This window comes from Vibrio marinisediminis (assembly GCF_014050145.1).
In the GTDB taxonomy this organism is placed as follows: domain Bacteria; phylum Pseudomonadota; class Gammaproteobacteria; order Enterobacterales; family Vibrionaceae; genus Vibrio; species Vibrio marinisediminis.
Genome location: NZ_JACFYF010000002.1, coordinates 406,637 through 428,895 on the forward strand (window position 1 = coordinate 406,637; position 22,259 = coordinate 428,895).

Below are 22,259 nucleotides of genomic sequence, written 5' to 3' on the forward strand. Positions count from 1 at the left end.
CCCGGATGATGAATATCATACGGACCATTGTTAGCAGAATAGTTAACGTCTAGTCAACTTTTCTACGCAAGATCTTGCTTATTAAGCAGGTTGGTTCATTAGCTCGCTGAAACCAACTTCTTTTTCAGAAACTTGAGCTTTAGCCAAGATTGCATCAATTGCTTGTTCTTCTAGAGCAATGTTGCGCACGTTGTTCATCATTTGCTCGTTTTGCTCGTAGTAAGCAACAACTTCAGCTGGATCTTCGTAAGCAGTCGCCATCTCTGTGATTAGAGACTTAACTTTCTCGTCGTCAGCTTTTAGTTCTTCAGCTTTGATCACTTCACCTAGAAGAAGACCAACAACTACGCGGCGTTTAGCTTGCTCTTCGAATAGCTCACGTGGAAGCTGAGCTGCAGCTTCTGGGTTGCCACCGAAACGTTGAGCTGCTTGTTGACGAAGAACGTTGATTTCTTGGTCAATTAGCGCTGCTGGTACGTCAGTGTCGTTTTCTTTAACTAGACCGTCGATAGCTTGCTCTTTGATGCGGTTCTTAACAGCTTGCTTAAGCTCACGTTCCATGTTTTTGCGAACTTCAGCTTTAAGTGCTTCAACACCACCTTCAACAACACCGAATTTAGCAACGAACTCGTCGCTTAGTTCTGGAAGTTCACGCGCTTCAACTTTGTTTACTTTGATTGCAAACTTAGCTGCTTTACCTTTTAGGTTTTCAGCGTGGTAATCTTCTGGGAAAGTCACGTCGATTTCGAATTCCATACCAGCAGTCTTACCTGCGATACCGTCTTCAAAACCAGGGATCATGCGACCAGCACCCATTTCTAGTGGGAAGTTCTCAGCTTTACCGCCTTCGAATTCTTCACCGTCGATAGAACCAACGAAGTCGATAGTTGCGCGCTTGCCTTCTTCTGCAGCTTCTGCAACTTCAGCCCAAGTCGCTTGTTGCTTACGTAGAGTTTCAATCATCTCTTCAACGTCAGCGTCTTTAACTTCTGCTTGTGGCTTTTCTACAACGATGCTCTCAAGACCTTTAAGTTCGATCTCTGGGTACACTTCGAAAGAAGCTGTGAATACTAGATCTTCACCTTCTTTAGTCGTTACTGGAGCGAAAGTAGGTGCGCCTGCTGGGTTGATTTTTTCTTTAACGATCGCTTCGATGAAGTGACGTTGCATAACTTCACCCATCACGTCTTGACGTACTGCTTGACCGTACATCTGCGCAACCATTTTTAGAGGCACTTTGCCTTTACGGAAACCATCGAAACGACGGTTTTTTGCGATGTTGCGTAGTTCCGCTGTAACTGCATCTTCGATGTTTGCAGCTGGAACAGTAATGTTTAGACGGCGCTCTAGGCCTTCTAGCGTTTCAACAGTAACTTGCATTATTCATTAACCTCAATACTGGCTCAGCCACGCTGAGCGTATGAGTTACCTAAGCTTCGCTTGGTAACTGCATCCTTGTTTGTACTCTAAGAGCACCTATTTGATTTCGAGCATCGGCAGCACACAAAAGGGCGACCGAACTAATTAGCGATATCTTTTGTTTTAGCTAAAGGTATCTCCGATTAGTCTCAGGATATAGATTTAGAGCAGCATTCTAACGACGTTGACAATGGCTGTCGAGCCGAACCCCTGCTTACATCTACGAATATCCTAAATTCTCAGTTAACTGCTCCATATTTAATCTATAAAACCGCTAACCGTGTCAGAAATGGGGACATTAATGCGTTTTTCAAGAGAAACTAGCGTTTTTTTTAATTCAAGTGATAAAAGGAGATCTAAGTCCGGTTTTACCGCCCAATTTAACAACCTCCCACAACACCTTGATAACAAAAAACGATAGGCTAAAGTATTGGCTTATTCACAAGGATTTGGCATGCTTTTCAACCGACGCACCCAACTGTATTTGCTGGTGTTGTTTTTGCTTTGCGCAATTCTTGGTGGGCGCTGGGTTTGGAACAGCAACTATTCTAACCAACTGGAATTACATCAGTCACAGTTAGATCGGTTTGCCAGTCACATATCAACCAAGCTCGATAAGTACGCCCATTTACCGCAACTCCTAGCGCAAGATAAACAGATCATTTCTGCGGTTTTAAACCCCAACAATTCAGCCCAAATCGATATCACCAACCGCTATCTTGAAAATGTAAATCAAGTGATCGAAGCATCTGACAGCTACCTTCTCGATGCGCAAGGCACCACGCTTGCCGCGAGTAATTGGAATATTTCGCGTAGCTTTGTAGGGCGAAACTTCTCATGGCGCCCCTATTTCTCACAAGCTATCCAAGGTGAAGCAAGCCAATATTTTGCATTGGGCTCAACCTCAGGGCAACGAGGTTACTATTACAGCTACCCCGTGGTGTATGCCGCTGAAATTATTGGTGTCATTGTCATTAAAATGGATTTATCAGCGATAGAAGGTAACTGGCAAAGCGAGCGAAATTTCTTTGTCGCCACAGATGAAAACAACATTATTTTTATGTCGAGCAATCAGAAATGGTTATTCCATAGTTTGGTCGACTTAACACCCAAGGCAAAAGAGCGCGTTCTGCTCAGTCGACAATACCTTGATACGGATATTCGCTCATTGGGTTTGCTCGGCAACTTAGAGTTAAAACAGACTGAATTAAGTAATTTACGTAAAGGGGGCGGTCAGGGAGATTTCATCGTCACTTCACGTACCTTCCCTGACCTTAAACTCACCATTCGCGTACTGACACCAAAGCATACCATCCTCTGGTCGACCCTCAGTTTTTTACTGGTGTTAACTTTGCTTTTTGCCGTGGCTTTTCTCTCCATTCAACTGGCTCATCAAAAACAGATCAAACAAAGGCAATTTGAGCAATTACAACTAGAAGCGAAACAAAAATTAGAGTTTCTGGTGATGGAAAGAACCGCAGAATTGCACGCTGAGATCCACGAACGCAGTAAAACAGAACAAGCGCTACGGCAAACGCAAAATGAGCTCATTCAAGCAGCAAAATTGGCGGTACTTGGGCAAATGTCCGCCAGCATTAGCCATGAACTCAACAACCCATTAGCGGCCATTCGTAGCTTTGCTGACAACGGCAGGCGTTTTCTAGCGAAAGAGCAACACGAGCGGGTGGATGAGAATTTGGCACGTATCTCTGCACTTACTGTAAGAATGGCAAAAATCAGTGAACAGCTTAAGTCGTTTACTCGCAAATCAGACAGCCAAGAGAAGCAGTATTTAGCATTAACACCCATGATTACGGCGGCAAAAGAGCTGATTGCACCACAGCTCAAATCTCAGCAGACCGAACTGGAATTAACTCTAGAAGCCGAGCCTATCAAAGTTCAAGTAAACCCAATTCAACTTGAACAGGTACTAGTAAACTTAATGAGTAACGCCATTCATGCTGTCGCCGATTGTTCTTATCGTCGCATTGTACTGTCTGTTGAACTACACAATCAGCACGTTTTGATTCACATTGATGACAGTGGCGAAGGCATTAGCGTTGAAAATCGCGACAAACTTTTCGAGCCCTTCTATACCACTAAGAAGAATGGACTTGGATTAGGGCTATCTATTTCACAACAAATTCTCCAAGCAATGAATGGAGAATTGACCACGAGTGACTCCCCGCTAGGAGGCGCTCGATTTACGATCACCTTGCCGTTGAAGGATGAGTAATGGAAGACGTTTTCTTTATTGATGACGAATGCGATATTCGTATCGCAATTGAGCAAAGTTTTGAACTAGAAGATATTTCTGCACGTTTTTTTGCTGATGCCGAACAAGCGCTACTGGCGATAAAAGACTGTGGACTACCGAAGGCTATTATTACCGATATTTGCTTACCGGGGTTATCCGGAGAAAACCTACTCAATAGCGTATTGCGCCAAGACCCTGACATTCCGGTGATCTTAATTACCGGTCATGGTGATATTGAAATGGCGGTGAGCGCATTAAGAAATGGCGCATATGACTTTATTGAAAAGCCATTTGCTATCGATAGGCTGATCGACACCACACGCCGAGCGATTGAAAAACATAACCTCACTCTTGAGAACCAAGCGCTGAAACGAAGCCTGAAAGCGAGCCAAACATTAGGCCCTCGAATCATTGGACAAAACGCATCGATTGAAACCCTGCGCGACACCATAACTCATATCGCAGACACCAATGCCGACATTCTATTATTTGGTGAAACTGGCACGGGTAAAGAACTTGTTGCGCGCTCTATTCACGAGCAAAGCTCGCGACGCGAAAACAATTTTGTTGCAATCAACTGTGGCGCAGTGCCTGAAAACCTGATTGAAAGTGAGTTATATGGGCACGAAAAAGGGGCATTCACTGGTGCAGACAGCAAGCGTATTGGTAAATTTGAACATGCGCATGGTGGTACGTTATTTCTCGATGAGATCGAATCGATGCCAATGCAGGCTCAAATCCGTTTGCTACGCGTCCTACAAGAACGCGTCATTGAACGAGTGGGCTCAAACTCATTGATCCCGATTGATATCCGTGTGATAGCCGCAACAAAAGCCGATCTTAAACAAGCCTCGACCCAAGGCGACTTTAGGCAAGATCTCTACTATCGACTCAATGTCGTCACGCTGGATTTACCCCCTCTCAGATTGAGAAAAGAAGATATCCCTGCCCTCTTTCATCACTTTTTGTTGGTTGCGGCGGCGCGATACGGTAAGGATGCCGCCTCGATACCTAACGCTGACTTACAAACATTGCTGGGTCACGATTGGCCCGGCAACGTGCGAGAACTACGTAACTGTGCAGAGCGGTTTGTTCTGCTTGGTAAATTGGGCGAGTTTTCATCAGATAGTTCGGACAATAGCTCGCTCCCCCTTTCTGAACAGGTTGCTGATTTCGAGAGAATGATCATCGAGCAGGCGCTAACCTCAAACGAAGGGCGAATAAACGAAACCATGCACCAACTACAAGTCGCGCGGAAAACTCTCTATGACAAAATGCAAAAATATGGCTTAGATAAACGTGACTACAAAGATGAGAACTAGCCTAATTTAAAACACATTCGCAATTTAAATGCGCCTTAGTTTGGTTATAAACAAAACCTATTAGGTTCCATCTTTTTTGGCATTCTCCCTATTAGCTTCCATACTGATATTAATAGTAATAGGAGCAGCCAATGGGTGAAAAGGTAAAAGTTAAAGTTATCACAGACACCACGTTGGTCGATGGTGTGTATCAAACAGAAGCTCGCTCAGGGAAGGACCGACGAAAAAACCGCCAGATGAAATGGCGGTTTTACGAACGGAGGAGTGGTCAGGACCCTCGTAATCCTCAAGCTAAACAGATAAACGAGACAATCTAAACTCATTTATCTGTTTAAGATCACTTGGTTATAATTTCAGGTCCCATCAGCATGGTTGGCAACCACGTCGACACCCAAGGTACATAAGTCACGATGATGAGGAAGAGGAACATAACTCCCACCCATGGCAGTGCCGCTTTGACCACTTGCATCATCGACATCTTCGCGACCCCTGCGGTCACAAACAGATTGAGCCCTACTGGTGGCGTTATCATCCCTATCTCCATATTCACCACCATCATGATACCAAGGTGAATCGGGTCAATACCTAGCGCAATTGCGATTGGGAATACCAACGGTGCCACAATGATCAACAGACCAGATGGCTCCATAAACTGACCACCAATCAACAACAACACGTTGACCACAATCAAAAACGTAATCGGACCAAGACCTGCCGAAAGCATCGATTCGGTAATCATTTGTGGAATGCGCTCTTCCGTCAATACATGCTTTAGGATCAAAGCATTGGCAATGATGAACAGCAGCATAATAGTCAGCTTGCCCGCTTCATATAATGTATGTTTGGTGTCTTTATGCACGAAGCTTTGTAAAACTTTGACCAACGCAGGTTTGGTGTTTTTCTTATCGGCAAAGGGTCCCATGTCTTTGTAGACAAAGTTAGCGATAAAGAAAGAATAAACCGCAGCGACTGCCGCCGCTTCCGTTGGGGTAAATACACCACCGTAGATACCACCTAAAATAATAACGACCAGCAATAAACCCCAACTGGCATCCTTCGCGGCATCGAACATCTCCTTCCAACCAACAAATGGTTGCTTAGGTAAGTTCTTCACACGAGCCGCAATGTAGATTGCAATCATCAGCATGACGCCAGCCAGTAGCCCTGGGATAACCCCACCCAAGAACATACGCCCAACAGAGACATCGGTCGCGGCAGCATAGACTACCATTACAATTGAAGGTGGGATCAAAATACCCAGTGTGCCCGCATTACAAATCACGCCAGCAGCAAACTCTTTGGTATAACCATTTTTGATCATACCCGCGATAACAATACTACCGATTGCAACAACCGTTGCCGGTGAAGAACCCGATAGCGCAGCGAACATCATACAAGCAACAACCGAAGCCATTGCCAAACCACCACGGAACCAACCGACCATGGCTATCGCGAAGCGGATAATTCGCTTTGCTACACCACCGGTGGACATAAAGCTCGATGCAAGAATAAAGAACGGAATTGCCAGAAGAGTGTAATGTCCTGCAAAGGCATTAAAGAGTGTTTGTGCCACCGAGGCTAGGGATGCATCAGAATGCATCATTAGGAAAAGAATACTGGATAAACCCAGTGAAACAGCGATGGGCACACCGATTAGCATAAAGCCAACCACCATCACGAATAAAAATAGGATATCCATTGATTAGCTCTCCTTGTCATTTTTGTTATTGTTAGGATCCAGCGCATCAGCGGCATCTGACATTTCGGCTTTTAACGCGGCTAAATCTTCTTCCGCTTCATGACCGGCGATCAAGCGATCCAACTTGCCTGTAGCAATCTGCCAAGTTGCTTGTGCAAAACGAAAAGTCAGTAAAGCCATACCAATCGGCAACGCCATGTAAGGAATAAAGCGTGGCATTTTTTCATAGCGCTCACCTTCATTTAGCCAATCCGATAAGAACTGCAGCATCTCAGGCATAGGGATGTCATCCGTTTCATACCAAGCACGCTCAGAGATAAACGGATACCAGTAGTTCCACGAACCAATCAAAAGAAGAATCGAGAAGGTCAAGCAACATGCAGCCGTAAGCAAAGCGTAGATTTTGCGTAACTTCTCCGGAGCCATATTGATGATGACATCAACACCGATATGAAAATGCTTTTTCACACCATAAGAAGCCCCAACTAACACCATCCATGCAAACATGAATACTGTCAGCTCGAGTGCCCAGAGAATGTTGTCATTAAAGACATAACGTGAAATGACATTGGCAAACGTCAGTAGAGTCATCGCACCCAAGAAAAAGGCTATCAATGACTCTTCAATGGCGTCAGTTACCCGTCCAATCTTGGTAAAAATTGACTGTTCCATAGTTAATCGCTTCTAAATTGTGTCCCAGAAAGAGAAAATAGAGATAAAAAAAGACCCTCCTCCCGACAGAAGGGTCCAAAGCTTGTTTATTAATTATTAGAATCTAGAGCCGCTTGAATAAGGTCAGAACCGATATCGTTCTCAAACTTACTCCAAACCGGTTGAAGCGCCGTTACCCATTGCTGGCGTTGCTCAGGCGTTAATGCACGCACTACGCCACCCGCTTCAATGATGTTGGCTTTGTTTTGATTATTTACTTTAGTTGATTCCGCATTACGAGTAGCGGTAACTTCTTGAATAATGGTATTTAACTGCTCACGCTGGTCATCTGGTAGACCTTTCCAGAAGTCAGTAGAGGTCACCACTAGGTAGTCAAGAATGCCGTGGTTGGTTTCAGTAATACCGTCTTGTACTTCAAAGAACTTCTTACCGTAGATGTTTGACCACGTATTCTCTTGACCATCAATAACCTTAGTTTGCAGACCGCCATACACTTCTTTAAATGACATTTTCTGCGGGTTAGCGCCTAGCTGCTCAAACTGAGCCACTAGCACATCTGACGCTTGTACACGGAATTTCAGACCCTTTGCATCTTCAGGTGTCATCAGCGGTTTGTTTGCTGACATTTGCTTCATGCCATTGTGCCAAAACGCCAGACCTTGCAGACCACGGCGGTTCATCGCATTTTTAAGTTTTTCACCAGACTCAGAGTTTTGGAAGCGATCAACGGCGTCCACATCTTCAAATAGGAATGGCAGATCAAAAATACGGTATTTTTTCGTGAACTTTTCAAACTTTGAAAGAGAAGGGGCAGCAAGATGCACGTCACCGTTTAGTAGCGCTTCCAGTACTTTATTATCATCGTATAGCGTTGAGTTAGGGAAAACCTGCATACAGACTTTACCGTTCATCTCATCGTTAACACGCTGCTCAAGCAATGAAGCTGCAATTCCTTTTGGGTGCTTATCTGTATTTGTTACGTGGCTAAATTTGATCACAGTTTCACCCGGATCGCAGTTCGCCATTGCATTAAAGCTTGTTGCCGCCAGCACAGAAACAGATAGTAGGGTCAAAGGCTTAAACATTATTATTCTCCTTGTTAAATGGACAACCCCATCACTGGGTGTTGATATTTAACTAAGGGCAATAAGCGAGCCAACTTAGATTAAATGTTAATAAGTTATTAATTTTTATAGTCTTAAATCACTTGGTATTGTGCATATAGACCATATAAAAACAGTAAACCCAATCATAATGGGTCAATTTCACCCATTTTTTAAATCAATTGTGTAGAATTCCCCCACAACACCCGACCTCGCACAATAAACGCAAAATAATCGCAAACAAATTTTAACAATTCATGATTTACTTCCAGTCTGTTTGCTATCTAATAGATAAGCCATGTCAGGAAAGACAATTAATTAGCATTACAAAACAATGAGGTATGTTATGACAAGGAACGTTATATCATCGATATGTATATTACTCGCCTTAATAGGCTGTGGGGAACAGGATGACGCATCAGTAAAGGCAAGCTCAACAGTTGAGGTTCTTTTCCCTTTGGTGGATTCTCTAACAACAGCTTCAACGATTGAAGTAAGAGGTCGAGGAACTGAAACCAATCTAAAAGTAAACGGTGTAGCGGCAGATACAACAACATTTGCTAGTCAAGGATTTTGGGTAGCGAATATTCCCCTTGCTTATGGTGACAACCAATTGACTGTGACCTACACCAACGAAAGCGGGATAGAACAATCTCTATTCGCTCCTTCAATTAGGCGAAATGCCTATTTTTTAGAAAGACCCACCAAAGCCAGCTTTGCAACTGAAGTCGATACTCTTTACATTTTTGAGGAGTATAGCAATTCTTTTTTCTCCCTCAACACGTTGAACGAACAAATAGATTTTGTTTACCAAGTTAGTGTTGACTACTTCCCTAATGAGAATGAATATCAAGATGAGATGCAAGAGCAGGAACCAGAAAGCATCGTCGTATCCAAAGATGGGCAAAGTCTATACTACTTGGTCGTATTCCAAGACGATTTATATATTAATCGCTTAGATACAGCGTCTTCTACCTTCACTACAATTTACGGTCCATCTTCTCCGGGATACACACAACCGGCGAGCCCGTCATTTGCGAAAGAAATGCCGCTGTTACTAGATGAAACCAATAATAGACTGGTGCTCACAAATGAGTATAAAAGTAGCATTCTTTACACATTGGATTTAGCACTCGATTCACCCAGCTTAGATCCCCTTCCTTTGGTAAATCTACCTACATTTGACCAATTTTTATATTGGGGAATAGAAAATTCAACGTCTCTAACATTTGTTGCTAAAGCTGGAACCAGTTACTTATCGGGTAAAATCAATTTGGTTGATGGAGAACATAGTGCTGGATCTGGATTGCAAACCAATTTGGCAACTTGCCCTGCGATAGAGACTAATAATTCACTGACCTACCAAAGCAGCAGCAACACATTTTATTGGAGTGATGACGATGATAGTGGGAACATTTGCTCCTATGATGCAACAACACATACCTTGGAAGACATCACTGCATCAATGCAAGGCTACCCTGATCAAAATCGTTTATCCTCCGAATTTCTTTTTAGTACCAACGAGCATTTGTACATTTCAGGAACCACTAAAACGGACTATCAACTTGTTCAATTTTCTCCCGGTTATAGTGGCTATAGCTATCAACTAGTTGGTGACTCCTTAAGCATTGGAGGAAACCACATTAACCCAAGCACAGCCCGAAAAGCATTGCTCGACCTTGAGTCGAATAAGGTCTACTACATCATTCGTAGAGAAGAACAGAATCTGTATTCCCAGTTATATGAGTTGGATCTACAGACCCAGCAATGGCGAGAAATAGGTACGTACACTGGAGTAACATTTGAAGACGGCGTTTTAGATAAGAACAATAACCATCTCTACCTTATCAATTCAAGCAGCAGTGATGAGCTATACAGAGTAGATATTGAGACGGGTACTCTCAACAAAATGATCGACCCAAGCCATATTGCCAATATTCGTGATTATCAAAATTTCACTCTAACCGACATAGATATCGACGTTGATTCTGGATTACTTTATTTAATTCGAGAAGTTGATGACGCCGTTCCTAGCGGATATGACACAATTGGCGTTCTAACTTGGAATATTGAGACTGAGGTTTTATCAAATTTAGTTTCTATTTCAAACCTCAATACTGATGAAAAGCTGAGAACGGGTTATGGAATGGCTTTAGATAAGAGAAATAATCAAGTTGTCTTTTCTCCCTCTACGGGTGAAAAACATATTTGGGCGATGAACTTGATCGATGGGGCACGCTCAATTGTTTCAAATATGACCACGAATTCAGGACCTCCTACAAATAACACCCGAGATCTCACAATCGATCCCTCAAAGAATGTTCTCTACGGAGTCTCACATAATAGTGAATCATTAATTCGAATCGATATCGCAACAGGCGAACGCTCTAACCACAGCGCTGAGGATCATCAATATGGGGTCATTTTAGTACGCCCCAGAGGTATAGACATCAATGTCTCAACGCAGCTCGCCTTAGTTGCCGATGAAAGAACATCATCACTCTATATAGTGGATTTACTAACGCAGCAACGCGTAATCATTCAGCATTAAACTAACACAATAAATGGTGGGTAGTTTCCTACCCATCAAACCCTAGTGCATATAACAAAAATTAACCGACTTCTAATCTCTGTTCTGTCTTCGCATCAAAAAAGACGGCTTTCGACAGATCGAAGCTAAGCGGTACAACCTGCCCAGCTTTAGCTAAGAATGTAGGGGCTAGACGACACGCAATCTCTTGATCATTAAGAGTAAACATCGCAATGACATCTGGTCCGGTCGGTTCCAGTACATCAAGTGAAAGCTCCAGCCGCGTTAACGTGTCAGAATCAGGCATCACTTTATCAGTAATGTGCTCAGGTCGAAGACCAACAACAATGTCTTTACCTTCATATTCAGACATAGCCAAAGGTAAACTCAACTGCTTAGGATCTTGATTACTATCTAGCATTTCTATGTAAGGCTGACCGGCATCGTTTCGATGCACACAGCCAGCAATAAAGTTCATCGATGGAGACCCCATGAAACTGGCAACAAACATATTATTTGGTGCTGAATAAATGTCATTCGGCGTGCCCAGCTGTTGTACCTCACCATCTTTCATTACGGCAATTCGGTCAGCGAGAGTCATAGCCTCTATTTGATCATGAGTCACATATACAATGGTGGTATTAAGTTGTTGGTGCAAACGCTTAATTTGATGACGCATTTCCACCCTAAGTTTCGCATCAAGGTTAGAGAGTGGCTCATCAAATAGATACAGCTTGGGTCGACGTGCCAATGCTCTGCCCATCGCAACCCGCTGCCTTTGTCCACCAGAAAGTTGCGATGGTTTTCTATCTAGTAAATGGTCAATTTGCAGCATTTTAGCAACACGTTGCACCTCTGTGTTGATCTCTTCCTGCGGCATCTTGCGGATTTTCAAACCAAACGCAATATTGCCATATACGGTCATATTGGGATAAAGCGCATACGACTGAAATACCATCGCAATGTCTCGGTCTTTTGGTTCGACTTGAGAGACTTCCCGCCCATCAATCACTATATGTCCAGAGCTAATATCCTCAAGACCGGCAATTGTATTCATCAAGGTAGATTTACCACAGCCAGAGGGACCGACTAAGATCAAAAACTCACCAGACTCAATGCTAATATCAATCCCTTTCAACGTTTCTTGATCCGCCTTTGGATAGGTTTTACGGATCTGTTTTAAATCTAAAGTTGCCATACCTATTATCCTTTCACTGATCCTGCGGTTAATCCACGCACAAAATATTTCCCTGCTAGCACATACACCACTAAGGTTGGTAAGCCCGCAATAATCGCGGCTGCCATATCAACGTTATATTCTTTCACACCTGTACTGGTATTAACCAAATTATTGAGCGCAACGGTAATAGGCTGGGTATCTGCCCCCGAATAAACCACACCGAATAGGAAATCATTCCATATCGAGGTAAATTGCCAGATCACCGTCACCATAATGATCGGTGTAGAGAGTGGCAGTAAGATTCTAAAGAAAATGGTAAAGAAGCCAGCGCCATCGAGTTTAGCTGCCTTGACCAACTCATCTGGAACACCAATATAGAAATTCCTAAAAAACAACGTGGTGAATGCTGCTCCATAAATCACATGAACCAATGCCAGCCCCATGGTTGTATTTGCCATGCCTAGTTTGCCAAGCACCGCAGCCATTGGCAGTAGAATCACCTGAAAAGGTATAAAACAGCCAAACAGCAACAAACTAAAAAACAGATTTGAACCTTTAAATTGCCACTTGGTCACAACGTAACCATTAAACGCACCGATCAAGGTCGAAACCACAACCGCCGGGATTACCATTTGGAATGAGTTCCAAAAATAGCCTTTTACTCCTTCACAGGTAATGCCTGTACACGCGCCCCCCCACGCTTTATACCAAGCATCAAATACCCACTCTTGAGGCAAACTCATGATGTTGCCCGCCTTAATATCTGGCAATGTTTTCAGTGAAGTCATCACCATGACAACTAGTGGCATCATATAAACTAAGCAAAACGTAATAAGGATTGCGTATAAAAACATTCGGGAGAGTTTTAGATTATTCACTATTTTTCTCCCTCAATTCTGAATAGAGATATGGCACTAAGATCGCAAGTATCCCTGCTAACATCATCATTGCGCTCGCGGCACCAAGACCGATTTGCCCGCGAGTAAATGAGTGGGCGTACATAAACAGAGCTGGTAAGTCAGAAGAGTATCCTGGTCCACCTGCTGTCATTACAGTCACCAAATCAAAACTCTTAATAGCAATATGTGAAGTGATGATCACTGCACTTAAAAAAACAGGTCGTAGGCAAGGCAGAATAATTTGCCAATAAATGGTAGGTAGACTAGCACCGTCGATTTGAGCCGCTTTAACAATCGATGAATCAATACTGCGCAGACCGGCTAAAAACATTGCCATGACAAAGCCTGAAGATTGCCAAACAGCAGCAATAACTAAGGTGTAAACCGACATTTCTGAATTGACTAACCAATCAAATTTAAACGATTCAAATCCCCAGTCATGCATCAGCTTTTCAATACCCAACCCTGGGTTTAATATCCATTTCCAAGCGGTACCGGTTACGATAAAAGAGAGTGCCATTGGGTAGAGGTAGATAGTACGAATCGCGCCTTCTTGGCGAATATTTTGATCAAGAAGAATTGCCAGCATAACGCCAAGTACAATCGACACTACGATAAATAGCACACCAAAAATGCCTAAATTGGCAATCGACGTCATCCATCGGTCGTTATCCATTAACTTTTCATATTGAGCGAAGCCAACAAAATTAAAACTCGGAAGAAACCGGGAATTGGTCAGTGAGAGTAGAGCAGTCCAAAAAATATACCCATAGATGCACACGACGGTGATTAACATCGTCGGAGCAAGTACGATTTTGGGTAGCCAATGTTGTAATCGATCGGCAAAGCTCAATCGAACCACATTAGAAGTGGTTGAATGGGTGATCGTTTGTTCCATAACGAATCCTTGCAAAGAAAAACAAGCCAAGGAAAAGACAGTTAGGCTCACTATAAGCCTAACTATTTTAACAAGAAGTGCTTAAGCGAATTAGATAGCTGCCTTAACGGCTTTCGCGAGTTTATTCGCTGCTTGTTGCGGATCCGCTTTTTTGTCGTTAAAGAAATTTGTTACAACATCAAAAATAGCGCCCTGAGCGTAACTCGTTGTTGCCATACCATGAGCCATACTTGGGACTAAATCACCCGTTTTAGCGGTTGACTTGAAATCTGACATCGAATCAAGTGCACAGGAGTCAAACTTGGACATGTCCATGTCTAAACGTACAGGGATAGAACCTTTGTTTAAGTTAAATACTTCTTGGAATTTAGGGTCAAGAATTGTCGCAGCCAAAGCTTTTTGAGCCTGACGGCTTTTCTCATCACTGAGTTCAAAAAAGGCGAAACTATCCACGTTATGTGTAAATTGCCCAGCAGTGCCTGGAGCTGGGACACAAACATAGTCCTTGCCGGCTACTTTTCCGGCCGCTGAAAACTCTCCTTTTGCCCAATCGCCCATGATTTGCATCGCAGCTTCACCGTTGATCACCATTGATGTTGCCACGTTCCAGTCACGTCCCGGCGAGTTAGCATCGATATAATCACGCATTTTTTTGAATTGAGAGAAAACTTGCACCATCTTATCGCCAGACAGCACATCCATATCTAACTCAACAAATGCTTTTTTGTAATCTTCACTGCCCAAAACATCCAGTGCGACAGCTTCAAACACAGTTGCGTCTTGCCATGGCTGCCCACCATGAGCAAGAGGAATAATTCCTACCGCTTTGAGCTTATCACCCGCGACAAAAAACTCTTCAAGCGTAGTTGGTACTTTCGCTCCTGCTTTTTTGAATGCCTCTGGGTTTGCCCATAACCAATTAACACGGTGAACATTGACTGGCACAGCAACATAACCGTTATCAAACTTCATGATATCCGTCACCATCGGTGGGACCACGTCATCCCAACCACCTTGTTTGGCAACATCATCCAAGTTAGTCAAAAAACCCAAACCACCCCACTCTTGAATATCGTGTCCAACAATTTGTGCGGCGGAAGGAGGGTTGCCTGACACTGCACGAGTTTTCAACACCGTCATAGCACTTTCACCACCACCACCAGCAACCGCAAAGTCTTTCCAGTCATGCCCTTGCTCTTCAAGCATATCTTTTAGTTCATTAAGCGCTTTTGCCTCACCACCCGATGTCCACCAGTGGAGTACTTCCACTTGCCCAGCACTGGCAAGTGGAGACACAGCAATAAGAGATAGGGTCAGTAGGGTTTTATTTAGTTTCATCGTTATCTTCCTTGTTAGGATTAGACTCCAGGCTCGCTAGATATGAGAGCACTTCCTTGTACGCAGTAGGTCTCAGACTCGTAAAGCAGCCGAACTGAGTAACAAACTAAGCACGCCCTCTTTATTGATCTTAGGACCCGACTTTTGATTCGATATTGAGTCTAACCAATTGAACACCTACGCTTTGAAACAAACAGTAAACAGCATGTAACAAACTAGTTACATTAACCATCTAACCCTGACGGTAAATAGATTTGCACTTGCAAGCCACCTTCCTCGCAATTACTTAAAGTGAGATCTCCACCATGCCCGTGGATGATATTCCGGCATATACCAAGCCCTAACCCATGTCCGTCTTCATCAGTAGCAAGGCGGCAATATGGCTCAAATACCACTTCGAGTTGTTGTTCTGGTATGCCTGGTCCTGTATCTGTAATGGTAACTAACACCCCTTGCTTTACTTGTTTTGCCGCCACCAATGCCGTACCACCATATTTCACTGCATTATCTATTAAGTTGCTGAAAACCCGCTTGATCGCTAACGGCTTAGCCACTATCGATAACGTGTTACTTAACTCAATCTCAACCCGTTGGGTCGTTTGATTCAGTGGCTCAACCAGCGAAAACAGCAGCTCTCTGATATCAATATCCGCATTATTTTCATGCAGATCAGTATCCTTTACACATTGAAGAGCCCCTTTCACTAATAATTCAAGTTCATCGAGGTCTTTATTAAACTTATCGCGTTTTATCTCATCATCGAGTAACTCAGTACGCAAACGTAAACGAGTAATTGGCGTTTTAAGATCGTGAGATATGGAAGAAAATAGCAGCTCGCGATCAGCGATATAGCGTTGAATACGCTGCTGCATGCGATTAAAAGCGCGTGTGGCAGTGATCAGTTCACTCGCACCTTCCTCTTTCAAAGCTGGCTGCTCGATGTTCATGCTCATTTCATTGGCGGCTTTGGCTAAACGCTTTAATGGCTTAACTTGCTGACGCATTAACAAATAGGTTAAACCCAACAGCAATGAGGTCGATATGGTAAGAAACCACCACTGCTCTTGGCTAAAGATGCTGTCATCTAACGTCATATATGGCGCGGGCAGCAAAGCTGCAATATATAGCCATTGATCATCCGTCAGTTCAATTTGCACCACTAGCACCGGCGGCTCGATTGGTGAAAGCGTTAAAGTGTGATGAACCCAAGATTTAGGCAAATCGGTTAAATAGAGGTCATTTTTTAGTAAACGCAGATTTTGCCGCAAAGAGAAGTCGACTGATATAGAATTCACCCGTGGCAACTCAGAGTGCAATACCTGCTCGATAGCGCTTACCGATGCGTTCTTTAGTGCATTATTCTCAATGGGATCAACGATCAACTTCTGTTTATTCAATGAAACGAAAAAGCGGGTCCCTCCCATATTTCGAATTTGGTTTAACACAATATGGCGATAGCTCACGGGAAGTGATTCAAAAAAAGTAACGGTAGAGGCGAACATGTTCGCCATGCTCGCAGAGGTTGAAGTAATACCTTCAATTTCACGTTTCTTGGATTCTGTATACCAGATTGTGGTAGCAATCAATTGAGCGACTAACGCGGCAAACAACGTCAGAGTTAATGTCCTCGACACCAAGGAATTGATTCTCATACGTTTTCCTAAAAGACTAAAGTTCATAGCTCACTGGAACTGAGAGGATGTAACCATTACCACGCATTGTTTTGATGTAATTGGGGTACTTCCCACTATCACCTAGACGCTGCCTCAATCGGCTAAGTTGGACATCAATCCCGCGCTCCAACGGTAACGCTTCTCTTCCACGTGTAGCATGAGAAATAGTGTCTCGATCGAGCACTTCATTGGGACGAGAAAGAAACAGCATCAACAAATTAAAGTCACTGCCTGATAAATCATGCTGTTGATGATCTTTAAGGTGGGTAATCTTGTGGGCGAGAGTATCTAAACGCCATTCACCAAACACTATCGCTTTAGGTAGGGAATCTATTGAGCGTTCGTTACTCAGTTGACTGCGGCGCAACACCGCTTTAATACGCGCAATAAGATGACGAGGACTAAATGGTTTAGCAATATAATCGTCAGCGCCAATCTCTAAGCCAATGATTTGATCTGTATCATCAGAGACAGCCGTCAGCATAATGATCGGCACATCCGAACTGCGCCTTACCTGTTGGCAGATGGTAAATCCGTCATCACCCGGTAGCATTACATCGAGCAAAATAAGATCCGGATACCCAAATTGAAGCTGTGTTTTAAGCTCAACACCATCTTTGACAGTAAGTACTTGATAACCCGACTTTGTTAGATATTCGTCAAGTAACTCTCGTATCTCGTTGTCATCATCGACAACCAATATCTTCGCATTCATCAATGACTAATCCATATCAATTTGTGTTGAATACTCAAATTCTATGGTTTCGTACCGCAAGTAAGAGCGATATCTTGTAATAGTTTGAACTAACCTCAGATAATGTTCACATATAATTAACAATTGCAGTAACAACAAGATACACAGCACAGTTATAAGCTGTCATTTGATCTAATTGAGCTTACGAAGAGCAACTGATTTCCATGCCTTTTCCCCATTCTGGCGGTAACTTGTCGTAGGATTCATATTTAGAATGCTCGTCATAGGGCGCTGCCAGCAACTTAGCCAACGTTTGTACTTCACTAAAATCGCCGCGCTCTGCTTTGTCTATCGCTTGTTGTGCCAAGTAGTTGCGAAACACATACTTAGGGTTCACTTTTCTCATCTGCTCGCAGCGCTGCTTTGCGGTAATGCTATTGCCATTTTCATCCACTTCTTTACTTGCTCGTAGAAGGTAGCGTTCAAGCCAAGTTTTTGCGCTGTCGCGATCAACAAACAAGTCGATCACATTGGATGGGCTCTGGTGATCCAAATTGGACAGTTCTCGCATAAAGCGTGGGTAGTCAACGTGAGTTTTTTCTAATAACTCAAACAGCGAGACAAAGAACTCACCATCCTCTTCAAGGGTAGTATTCAAGCCAAGTTTGGCGCGCATTTGGCGGCTATAATACTGCTGCAGCTTTATTTCATATTGCGCGAGTTGCTGCTCAATATCCGATTTATCGATGATGGCTGATAAAGCATGCCCGAGTGCAGATAAATTCCATAAAGCAATGGAAGGCTGGCGATTAAATGCATAACGCCCTTGGTAATCAGAATGATTGCAGATGTAACTTGGATCATAATCATCAAGAAAAGCAAACGGACCATAATCAAACGTTTGACCGATGATCGACATGTTATCGGTATTCATTACCCCATGACAAAAACCCACTGCCTGCCACTGCGCAATCATTAACGCGGTTGTGTCCACCACCTGCTCGAACATGGCAATGTAAGGATTCTCTGCCTGCGCTAACTGAGGCCAATACCATTCAATCACTTTGTCAGCCAACAACTTGAGTTCGGCAAGTTGATTGGTATAAAAGAGGTATTCAAAGTGACCAAAACGTACATGGCTTTCCGCCATACGCAACAGTAAGGCCCCGCGTTCTTGTTTCTCACGATAAACTGGCGTATCACTCACCAGCATGCCCAACGCGCGAGTCGTGGCTATGCCCAAACCTGCCATCGCTTCGCTACACAGATATTCACGAATGGTCGAACGTAATACCGCTCGCCCATCCCCCATTCGAGAGTATGGTGTTAACCCTGCCCCTTTCAGATGTAAATCAAACACACTGCCTTTGGCGTCAGTCAATTCACCCAAAAGCAAGCCTCGTCCATCACCAAGGTCTGGGTTATAGACACCAAACTGGTGTCCAGCGTATTTCATAGCTAAAGGGCTGAATTGGGGATGTTCCACTTCACCTGACAGTTGCTGTTTTAACTCACCAAGCGGCGCATTTTCAGGTAAGCCAAACTGTATAGCTAATGTCGAGTTCCACATCACCCACCGAGTGTTGTCCAGTGGTTGCGGGGTAACATCGCGGTAAAAACAAGCGGGAAGTTGGGCAAATCGATTTGTGATAACAAGAGGGTGATAGTTAGCCATTTACAATCCATTTTTGTAGCTTAGACTCACTGCAAACTATCAAATTAAATATGTGGGTTCTAGTCCATTTTGAATAAAAGTTAGTACCCACACACTTGGCGTGGCTAAATAAAACAACCACTTATAATTAATGACTAGGCTAAAGTGACACAATCAGGAAGACGCTAAGAATACCCACTAAAGAAAAAAGGCAAGTACGGCTAATTACGCCAAAATTTGACGGTTGTATCATTTCTTGTTCTCTCATAACCACCTCACTCAATATGACATCTTAATTACAATAATATGAAATTTAAGCGAATTAACAATTTGTTGATAGTGAATTTTTTATGACAACGAATGGATAGCAATACCATGAGTACGGACATAAAATGAAATGATGAAGACGACGAAAAGCCCTAAACTCAGGGCTTAACTAAAGAAACAATTGGCTGCAATTGAAATCTTATTTTGGTTGTTTTGCCAACGCTTGATCTATGTCATCAGCGCTATGCCTTTCTAGTACCTGCTCCCACTCCTCCCCCCAAGATCGGTTAACGATACGTCCGCGTTGGACTGCATATCGCTCTGAAACTTCTTCAGCCCAACGAAGTAGGTTTGGATAGCTTGCCACATCAAGAAATTCTCCGGCGTCGTACAATTTACCAAGCACCAAATTTCCATACCAAGGCCATGTGGCGATATCCGCAATCGAATACTCATCACCAGCCAAATAATGATTCTCTGCTAAATGATTGTTGAGTAGATCAAGTTGGCGCTTTATTTCCATGGTGAAACGATTAATTGGGTATTCCATTTTTTCTGGAGCATAGGCATAAAAATGACCAAAGCCACCACCAAGGTAAGGTGCGCTGCCTTGTAGCCAAAATAGCCAGTTCATTGCAACGGCTTTGGTTGCTGGGTCTTTGGGCAACAGGCAGCCGAACTTCTCAGCTAAATAAAGCAAGATATGCCCAGATTCAAATACGTTCACGGCTGGCGTTACAGATCGATCAACCAGCGCTGGAATTTTTGAGTTTGGATTAATCGCCACAAAACCCGATGAGAACTGATCGCCATCACCAATACTGATCAGATGCGCGTTGTATTGCGCCTGCGTAATACCTAAAGCTAAAAGCTCTTCCAGCATAATCGTCACTTTCTGACCATTTGGCGTACCCATTGAGTAAAGCTGCAATGGATGCTCACCTTCCGGTAGAGCTTGCTCATGGCGTGCTCCCGCTGTCGGTCGATTAATACTCGCCCAAGTACCACCATTTTCGGTATCGCTGATCCATGTTTTAGGTGGAATGTATTCGCTGACCATGACCGTTCCTTCTTTTTTGTATTCTTATTTACTGTAGAAGATCTGGTGACAATGTAGGCAAAAAACAACCACTATTAACAAAATCGTTAACACAATAATGGTTCGCATACCCATCGTGTGTAGAGCAAAGTATGATCGTTTGCAGCAATACCACTTGACCCGTCTACCAGTGTGAGGTTTAGTGTGCCCCCCTTATTTCCATACCTTGAGGTAAAAATGTCGATTGGATTTGATTTCGGTACTGCAAATTGCTGCGTAGCTCATCTAGTTAACGGTAAAGCCGTTCCTATTCCATTAGTTGGTGAAAACGTCTACTTGCCTTCAACCTTGTGTGCACCGAATGCCGAATCTGTTTCTGAGTACTTGTTCCGTTGCTTAAACATTCAACCGAGTGACGAAACCAATCAAGCCGTACTTAGAAGAGCGATCAAACTCAACCGTGAAGAGGGATTAGACGTTATCGCGGATGACGTAAAGTTTGGTCATCAAGCGTTAGAGCTTTACTTGCAAGACCCGAAAGACGTGTATTTCGTCAAGTCGCCTAAATCATTTTTAGGAGCTATGGGGCTTAGAGATATGCAACTCTCGTTTTTTGAAGATCTGGTTTGCGCGATGATGAGCAACATCAAAACTCGCGCAGAGGCAGCCATTGAAAAAGAGTTCAGCCAAACCGTCATCGGTAGACCAGTGAACTTTTTAGGTCGCGGTGGTGAGGCATCTAACATTCAAGCGGTCGATATTTTGACTCGCGCAGCAAAGCGCGCAGGTTTTAAAGAGATTGAGTTCCAATATGAACCCGTAGCAGCAGGATTAGATTTTGAAAACACACTGACGACTGATAAGAAAGTTTTGGTGGTGGATATTGGTGGTGGTACAACCGACTGCTCAATGATTCAAATGGGTCCTACATGGCGTGGCAAGCTTGACCGAAAAGATTCCCTACTGGCTCATACTGGACAAATGGTGGGCGGTAATGACTTAGATATTTTCATTGCGTTTAAGTGCTTAATGACAGAATTTGGCCTTGGCACTAAGCTAAAAAGTGGCTTAGACCTACCATTAATTCAGTTTTGGAATTCAGTGGCGATTAACGATGTTCAAGCTCAACGTAGTTTTTACGCTCATGATAACTTGCCAACACTTCGTCAATTTCACATGGATGCGATGGAGCCGGAAAAACTCAATCGCTTAGTCAAACTACATCAAGAAACGCTGGGGCATGGTGTGATACATCAAGCTGAAATGGCAAAGATTGCGATGTCTGATCAGGAGACGTTCACCACCTTGATCGATTTAGTCTCAGAGACATTTAATGTACCCACTTCACGCGCAGGAATTGATGCGGCAATTGAGAATCCAATGAACAAGATTCGCAGCTTGGTACAAGAGGCTGTCACACAGAGTGGCATTGAGCCAGATGTGATTTATATGACTGGCGGTTCTTCTCGCTCTCGCGCATTGACCTCAGCAGTAGCATCGGTACTTCCGAATACTGAGATCATCAGTGGTAACTATTTTGGTTCGGTTACCGCAGGGCTTACCCACTGGGCAGATCTGATCTACCGATAGTCGATTGAAAAGATTAAAGCGCTTT

17 protein-coding genes are annotated in these 22,259 nt (G+C 43.5%); 5 read left to right on the forward strand and 12 right to left on the reverse strand.

Annotated elements, in window-relative coordinates; translation table 11 throughout:
- Nucleotides 1-81: 81 nt before the first annotated feature.
- Nucleotides 82-1,380: a trigger factor gene (tig, locus tag H2O73_RS06045; protein ID WP_182107627.1), complete on the reverse strand. Its 1,299-nt coding sequence runs from the start codon at nucleotides 1,378-1,380 to the stop codon at nucleotides 82-84.
- Between the two features lie 493 nt (nucleotides 1,381-1,873).
- Here tig and H2O73_RS06050 point away from each other — a divergent pair, with 493 nt between their 5' ends.
- From H2O73_RS06050 to H2O73_RS06060, 3 genes are all read left to right on the forward strand, one after another.
- Nucleotides 1,874-3,655 carry a sensor histidine kinase gene (locus H2O73_RS06050; RefSeq protein WP_182107629.1) on the forward strand — a complete coding sequence of 594 codons (1,782 nt, stop codon included), beginning with the start codon at nucleotides 1,874-1,876 and terminating at the stop codon, nucleotides 3,653-3,655.
- Nucleotides 3,655-4,998: a sigma-54-dependent transcriptional regulator gene (locus tag H2O73_RS06055; protein ID WP_182107630.1), complete on the forward strand. Its 1,344-nt coding sequence runs from the start codon at nucleotides 3,655-3,657 to the stop codon at nucleotides 4,996-4,998. The genes H2O73_RS06050 and H2O73_RS06055 overlap by 1 nt, the downstream gene beginning before the upstream one ends.
- Before the next feature lie 131 nt (nucleotides 4,999-5,129).
- Entirely contained in the window at nucleotides 5,130-5,315 is a 186-nt protein-coding gene (locus H2O73_RS06060; protein WP_182107632.1) for a hypothetical protein, read from the forward strand.
- 20 nt (nucleotides 5,316-5,335) lie between these two features.
- Here H2O73_RS06060 and H2O73_RS06065 read toward each other — a convergent pair whose 3' ends face one another.
- The 3 genes from H2O73_RS06065 to H2O73_RS06075 all read right to left on the reverse strand — a co-directional run bounded on the left by H2O73_RS06065 (nucleotide 5,336) and on the right by H2O73_RS06075 (nucleotide 8,454).
- Nucleotides 5,336-6,697 (reverse strand): TRAP transporter large permease, encoded by a 1,362-nt coding sequence (locus H2O73_RS06065; RefSeq protein ID WP_182107633.1) that lies wholly within the window; start codon nucleotides 6,695-6,697, stop codon nucleotides 5,336-5,338.
- Between the two features lie 3 nt (nucleotides 6,698-6,700).
- Nucleotides 6,701-7,369, reverse strand: coding sequence for a TRAP transporter small permease (locus H2O73_RS06070; RefSeq protein WP_182107635.1), 669 nt, complete (start codon nucleotides 7,367-7,369; stop codon nucleotides 6,701-6,703).
- Between the two features lie 89 nt (nucleotides 7,370-7,458).
- The gene (locus H2O73_RS06075; protein WP_182107636.1) at nucleotides 7,459-8,454 is read right to left on the reverse strand and encodes a TRAP transporter substrate-binding protein; all 996 of its coding nucleotides are present in this window, start codon (nucleotides 8,452-8,454) and stop codon (nucleotides 7,459-7,461) included.
- A gap of 364 nt (nucleotides 8,455-8,818) precedes the next feature.
- Here H2O73_RS06075 and H2O73_RS06080 point away from each other — a divergent pair, with 364 nt between their 5' ends.
- The gene (locus H2O73_RS06080; RefSeq protein WP_182107638.1) at nucleotides 8,819-11,023 is read left to right on the forward strand and encodes a hypothetical protein; all 2,205 of its coding nucleotides are present in this window, start codon (nucleotides 8,819-8,821) and stop codon (nucleotides 11,021-11,023) included.
- Nucleotides 11,024-11,084: 61 nt separating this feature from the next.
- On the opposite strand, the gene H2O73_RS06085 is transcribed toward H2O73_RS06080, so the two are convergent.
- The 8 genes from H2O73_RS06085 to yghU form a co-directional block, all read right to left on the reverse strand.
- Nucleotides 11,085-12,200 carry an ABC transporter ATP-binding protein gene (locus H2O73_RS06085; protein ID WP_182107640.1) on the reverse strand — a complete coding sequence of 372 codons (1,116 nt, stop codon included), beginning with the start codon at nucleotides 12,198-12,200 and terminating at the stop codon, nucleotides 11,085-11,087.
- 5 nt (nucleotides 12,201-12,205) lie between these two features.
- Nucleotides 12,206-13,036 carry a carbohydrate ABC transporter permease gene (locus tag H2O73_RS06090; RefSeq protein ID WP_220457502.1) on the reverse strand — a complete coding sequence of 277 codons (831 nt, stop codon included), beginning with the start codon at nucleotides 13,034-13,036 and terminating at the stop codon, nucleotides 12,206-12,208.
- A gap of 16 nt (nucleotides 13,037-13,052) precedes the next feature.
- Nucleotides 13,053-13,979, reverse strand: coding sequence for a carbohydrate ABC transporter permease (locus tag H2O73_RS06095; RefSeq protein ID WP_182107642.1), 927 nt, complete (start codon nucleotides 13,977-13,979; stop codon nucleotides 13,053-13,055).
- A gap of 90 nt (nucleotides 13,980-14,069) precedes the next feature.
- Entirely contained in the window at nucleotides 14,070-15,317 is a 1,248-nt protein-coding gene (locus H2O73_RS06100) for an ABC transporter substrate-binding protein (RefSeq protein ID WP_182107644.1), read from the reverse strand.
- A gap of 224 nt (nucleotides 15,318-15,541) precedes the next feature.
- A complete protein-coding gene (locus tag H2O73_RS06105) occupies nucleotides 15,542-16,996 on the reverse strand; it encodes an ATP-binding protein (protein ID WP_182107645.1) in 1,455 nt (484 codons plus the stop codon).
- On the reverse strand, nucleotides 16,986-17,705 hold the full coding sequence (locus tag H2O73_RS06110; protein WP_182107647.1) for a response regulator: 720 nt from the start codon (nucleotides 17,703-17,705) through the stop codon (nucleotides 16,986-16,988). Before H2O73_RS06110 ends, H2O73_RS06105 begins: the two co-directional genes overlap by 11 nt.
- 181 nt (nucleotides 17,706-17,886) lie before the next feature.
- Entirely contained in the window at nucleotides 17,887-19,359 is a 1,473-nt protein-coding gene (locus tag H2O73_RS06115) for a protein adenylyltransferase SelO (protein WP_182107649.1), read from the reverse strand.
- Nucleotides 19,360-19,804: 445 nt separating this feature from the next.
- Nucleotides 19,805-20,665: a glutathione-dependent disulfide-bond oxidoreductase gene (gene yghU / locus H2O73_RS06120; RefSeq protein WP_182107651.1), complete on the reverse strand. Its 861-nt coding sequence runs from the start codon at nucleotides 20,663-20,665 to the stop codon at nucleotides 19,805-19,807.
- A 216-nt stretch (nucleotides 20,666-20,881) separates the two neighbouring features.
- Here yghU and yegD point away from each other — a divergent pair, with 216 nt between their 5' ends.
- Nucleotides 20,882-22,234: a molecular chaperone gene (gene yegD / locus H2O73_RS06125; RefSeq protein ID WP_182107652.1), complete on the forward strand. Its 1,353-nt coding sequence runs from the start codon at nucleotides 20,882-20,884 to the stop codon at nucleotides 22,232-22,234.
- Nucleotides 22,235-22,259 lie beyond the last annotated feature (25 nt).

Coding starts and splice junctions, on each gene's coding strand:
- tig (WP_182107627.1), bottom strand. CDS start 1,380: ATGCAAGTTACTGTTGAAACGCTAGAAGGCCTAGAGCGCCGTCTAAAC.
- H2O73_RS06050 (WP_182107629.1), top strand. CDS start 1,874: ATGCTTTTCAACCGACGCACCCAACTGTATTTGCTGGTGTTGTTTTTG.
- H2O73_RS06055 (WP_182107630.1), top strand. CDS start 3,655: ATGGAAGACGTTTTCTTTATTGATGACGAATGCGATATTCGTATCGCA.
- H2O73_RS06060 (WP_182107632.1), top strand. CDS start 5,130: ATGGGTGAAAAGGTAAAAGTTAAAGTTATCACAGACACCACGTTGGTC.
- H2O73_RS06065 (WP_182107633.1), bottom strand. CDS start 6,697: ATGGATATCCTATTTTTATTCGTGATGGTGGTTGGCTTTATGCTAATC.
- H2O73_RS06070 (WP_182107635.1), bottom strand. CDS start 7,369: ATGGAACAGTCAATTTTTACCAAGATTGGACGGGTAACTGACGCCATT.
- H2O73_RS06075 (WP_182107636.1), bottom strand. CDS start 8,454: ATGTTTAAGCCTTTGACCCTACTATCTGTTTCTGTGCTGGCGGCAACA.
- H2O73_RS06080 (WP_182107638.1), top strand. CDS start 8,819: ATGACAAGGAACGTTATATCATCGATATGTATATTACTCGCCTTAATA.
- H2O73_RS06085 (WP_182107640.1), bottom strand. CDS start 12,200: ATGGCAACTTTAGATTTAAAACAGATCCGTAAAACCTATCCAAAGGCG.
- H2O73_RS06090 (WP_220457502.1), bottom strand. CDS start 13,036: ATGTTTTTATACGCAATCCTTATTACGTTTTGCTTAGTTTATATGATG.
- H2O73_RS06095 (WP_182107642.1), bottom strand. CDS start 13,979: ATGGAACAAACGATCACCCATTCAACCACTTCTAATGTGGTTCGATTG.
- H2O73_RS06100 (WP_182107644.1), bottom strand. CDS start 15,317: ATGAAACTAAATAAAACCCTACTGACCCTATCTCTTATTGCTGTGTCT.
- H2O73_RS06105 (WP_182107645.1), bottom strand. CDS start 16,996: ATGAACTTTAGTCTTTTAGGAAAACGTATGAGAATCAATTCCTTGGTG.
- H2O73_RS06110 (WP_182107647.1), bottom strand. CDS start 17,705: ATGAATGCGAAGATATTGGTTGTCGATGATGACAACGAGATACGAGAG.
- H2O73_RS06115 (WP_182107649.1), bottom strand. CDS start 19,359: ATGGCTAACTATCACCCTCTTGTTATCACAAATCGATTTGCCCAACTT.
- yghU (WP_182107651.1), bottom strand. CDS start 20,665: ATGGTCAGCGAATACATTCCACCTAAAACATGGATCAGCGATACCGAA.
- yegD (WP_182107652.1), top strand. CDS start 20,882: ATGTCGATTGGATTTGATTTCGGTACTGCAAATTGCTGCGTAGCTCAT.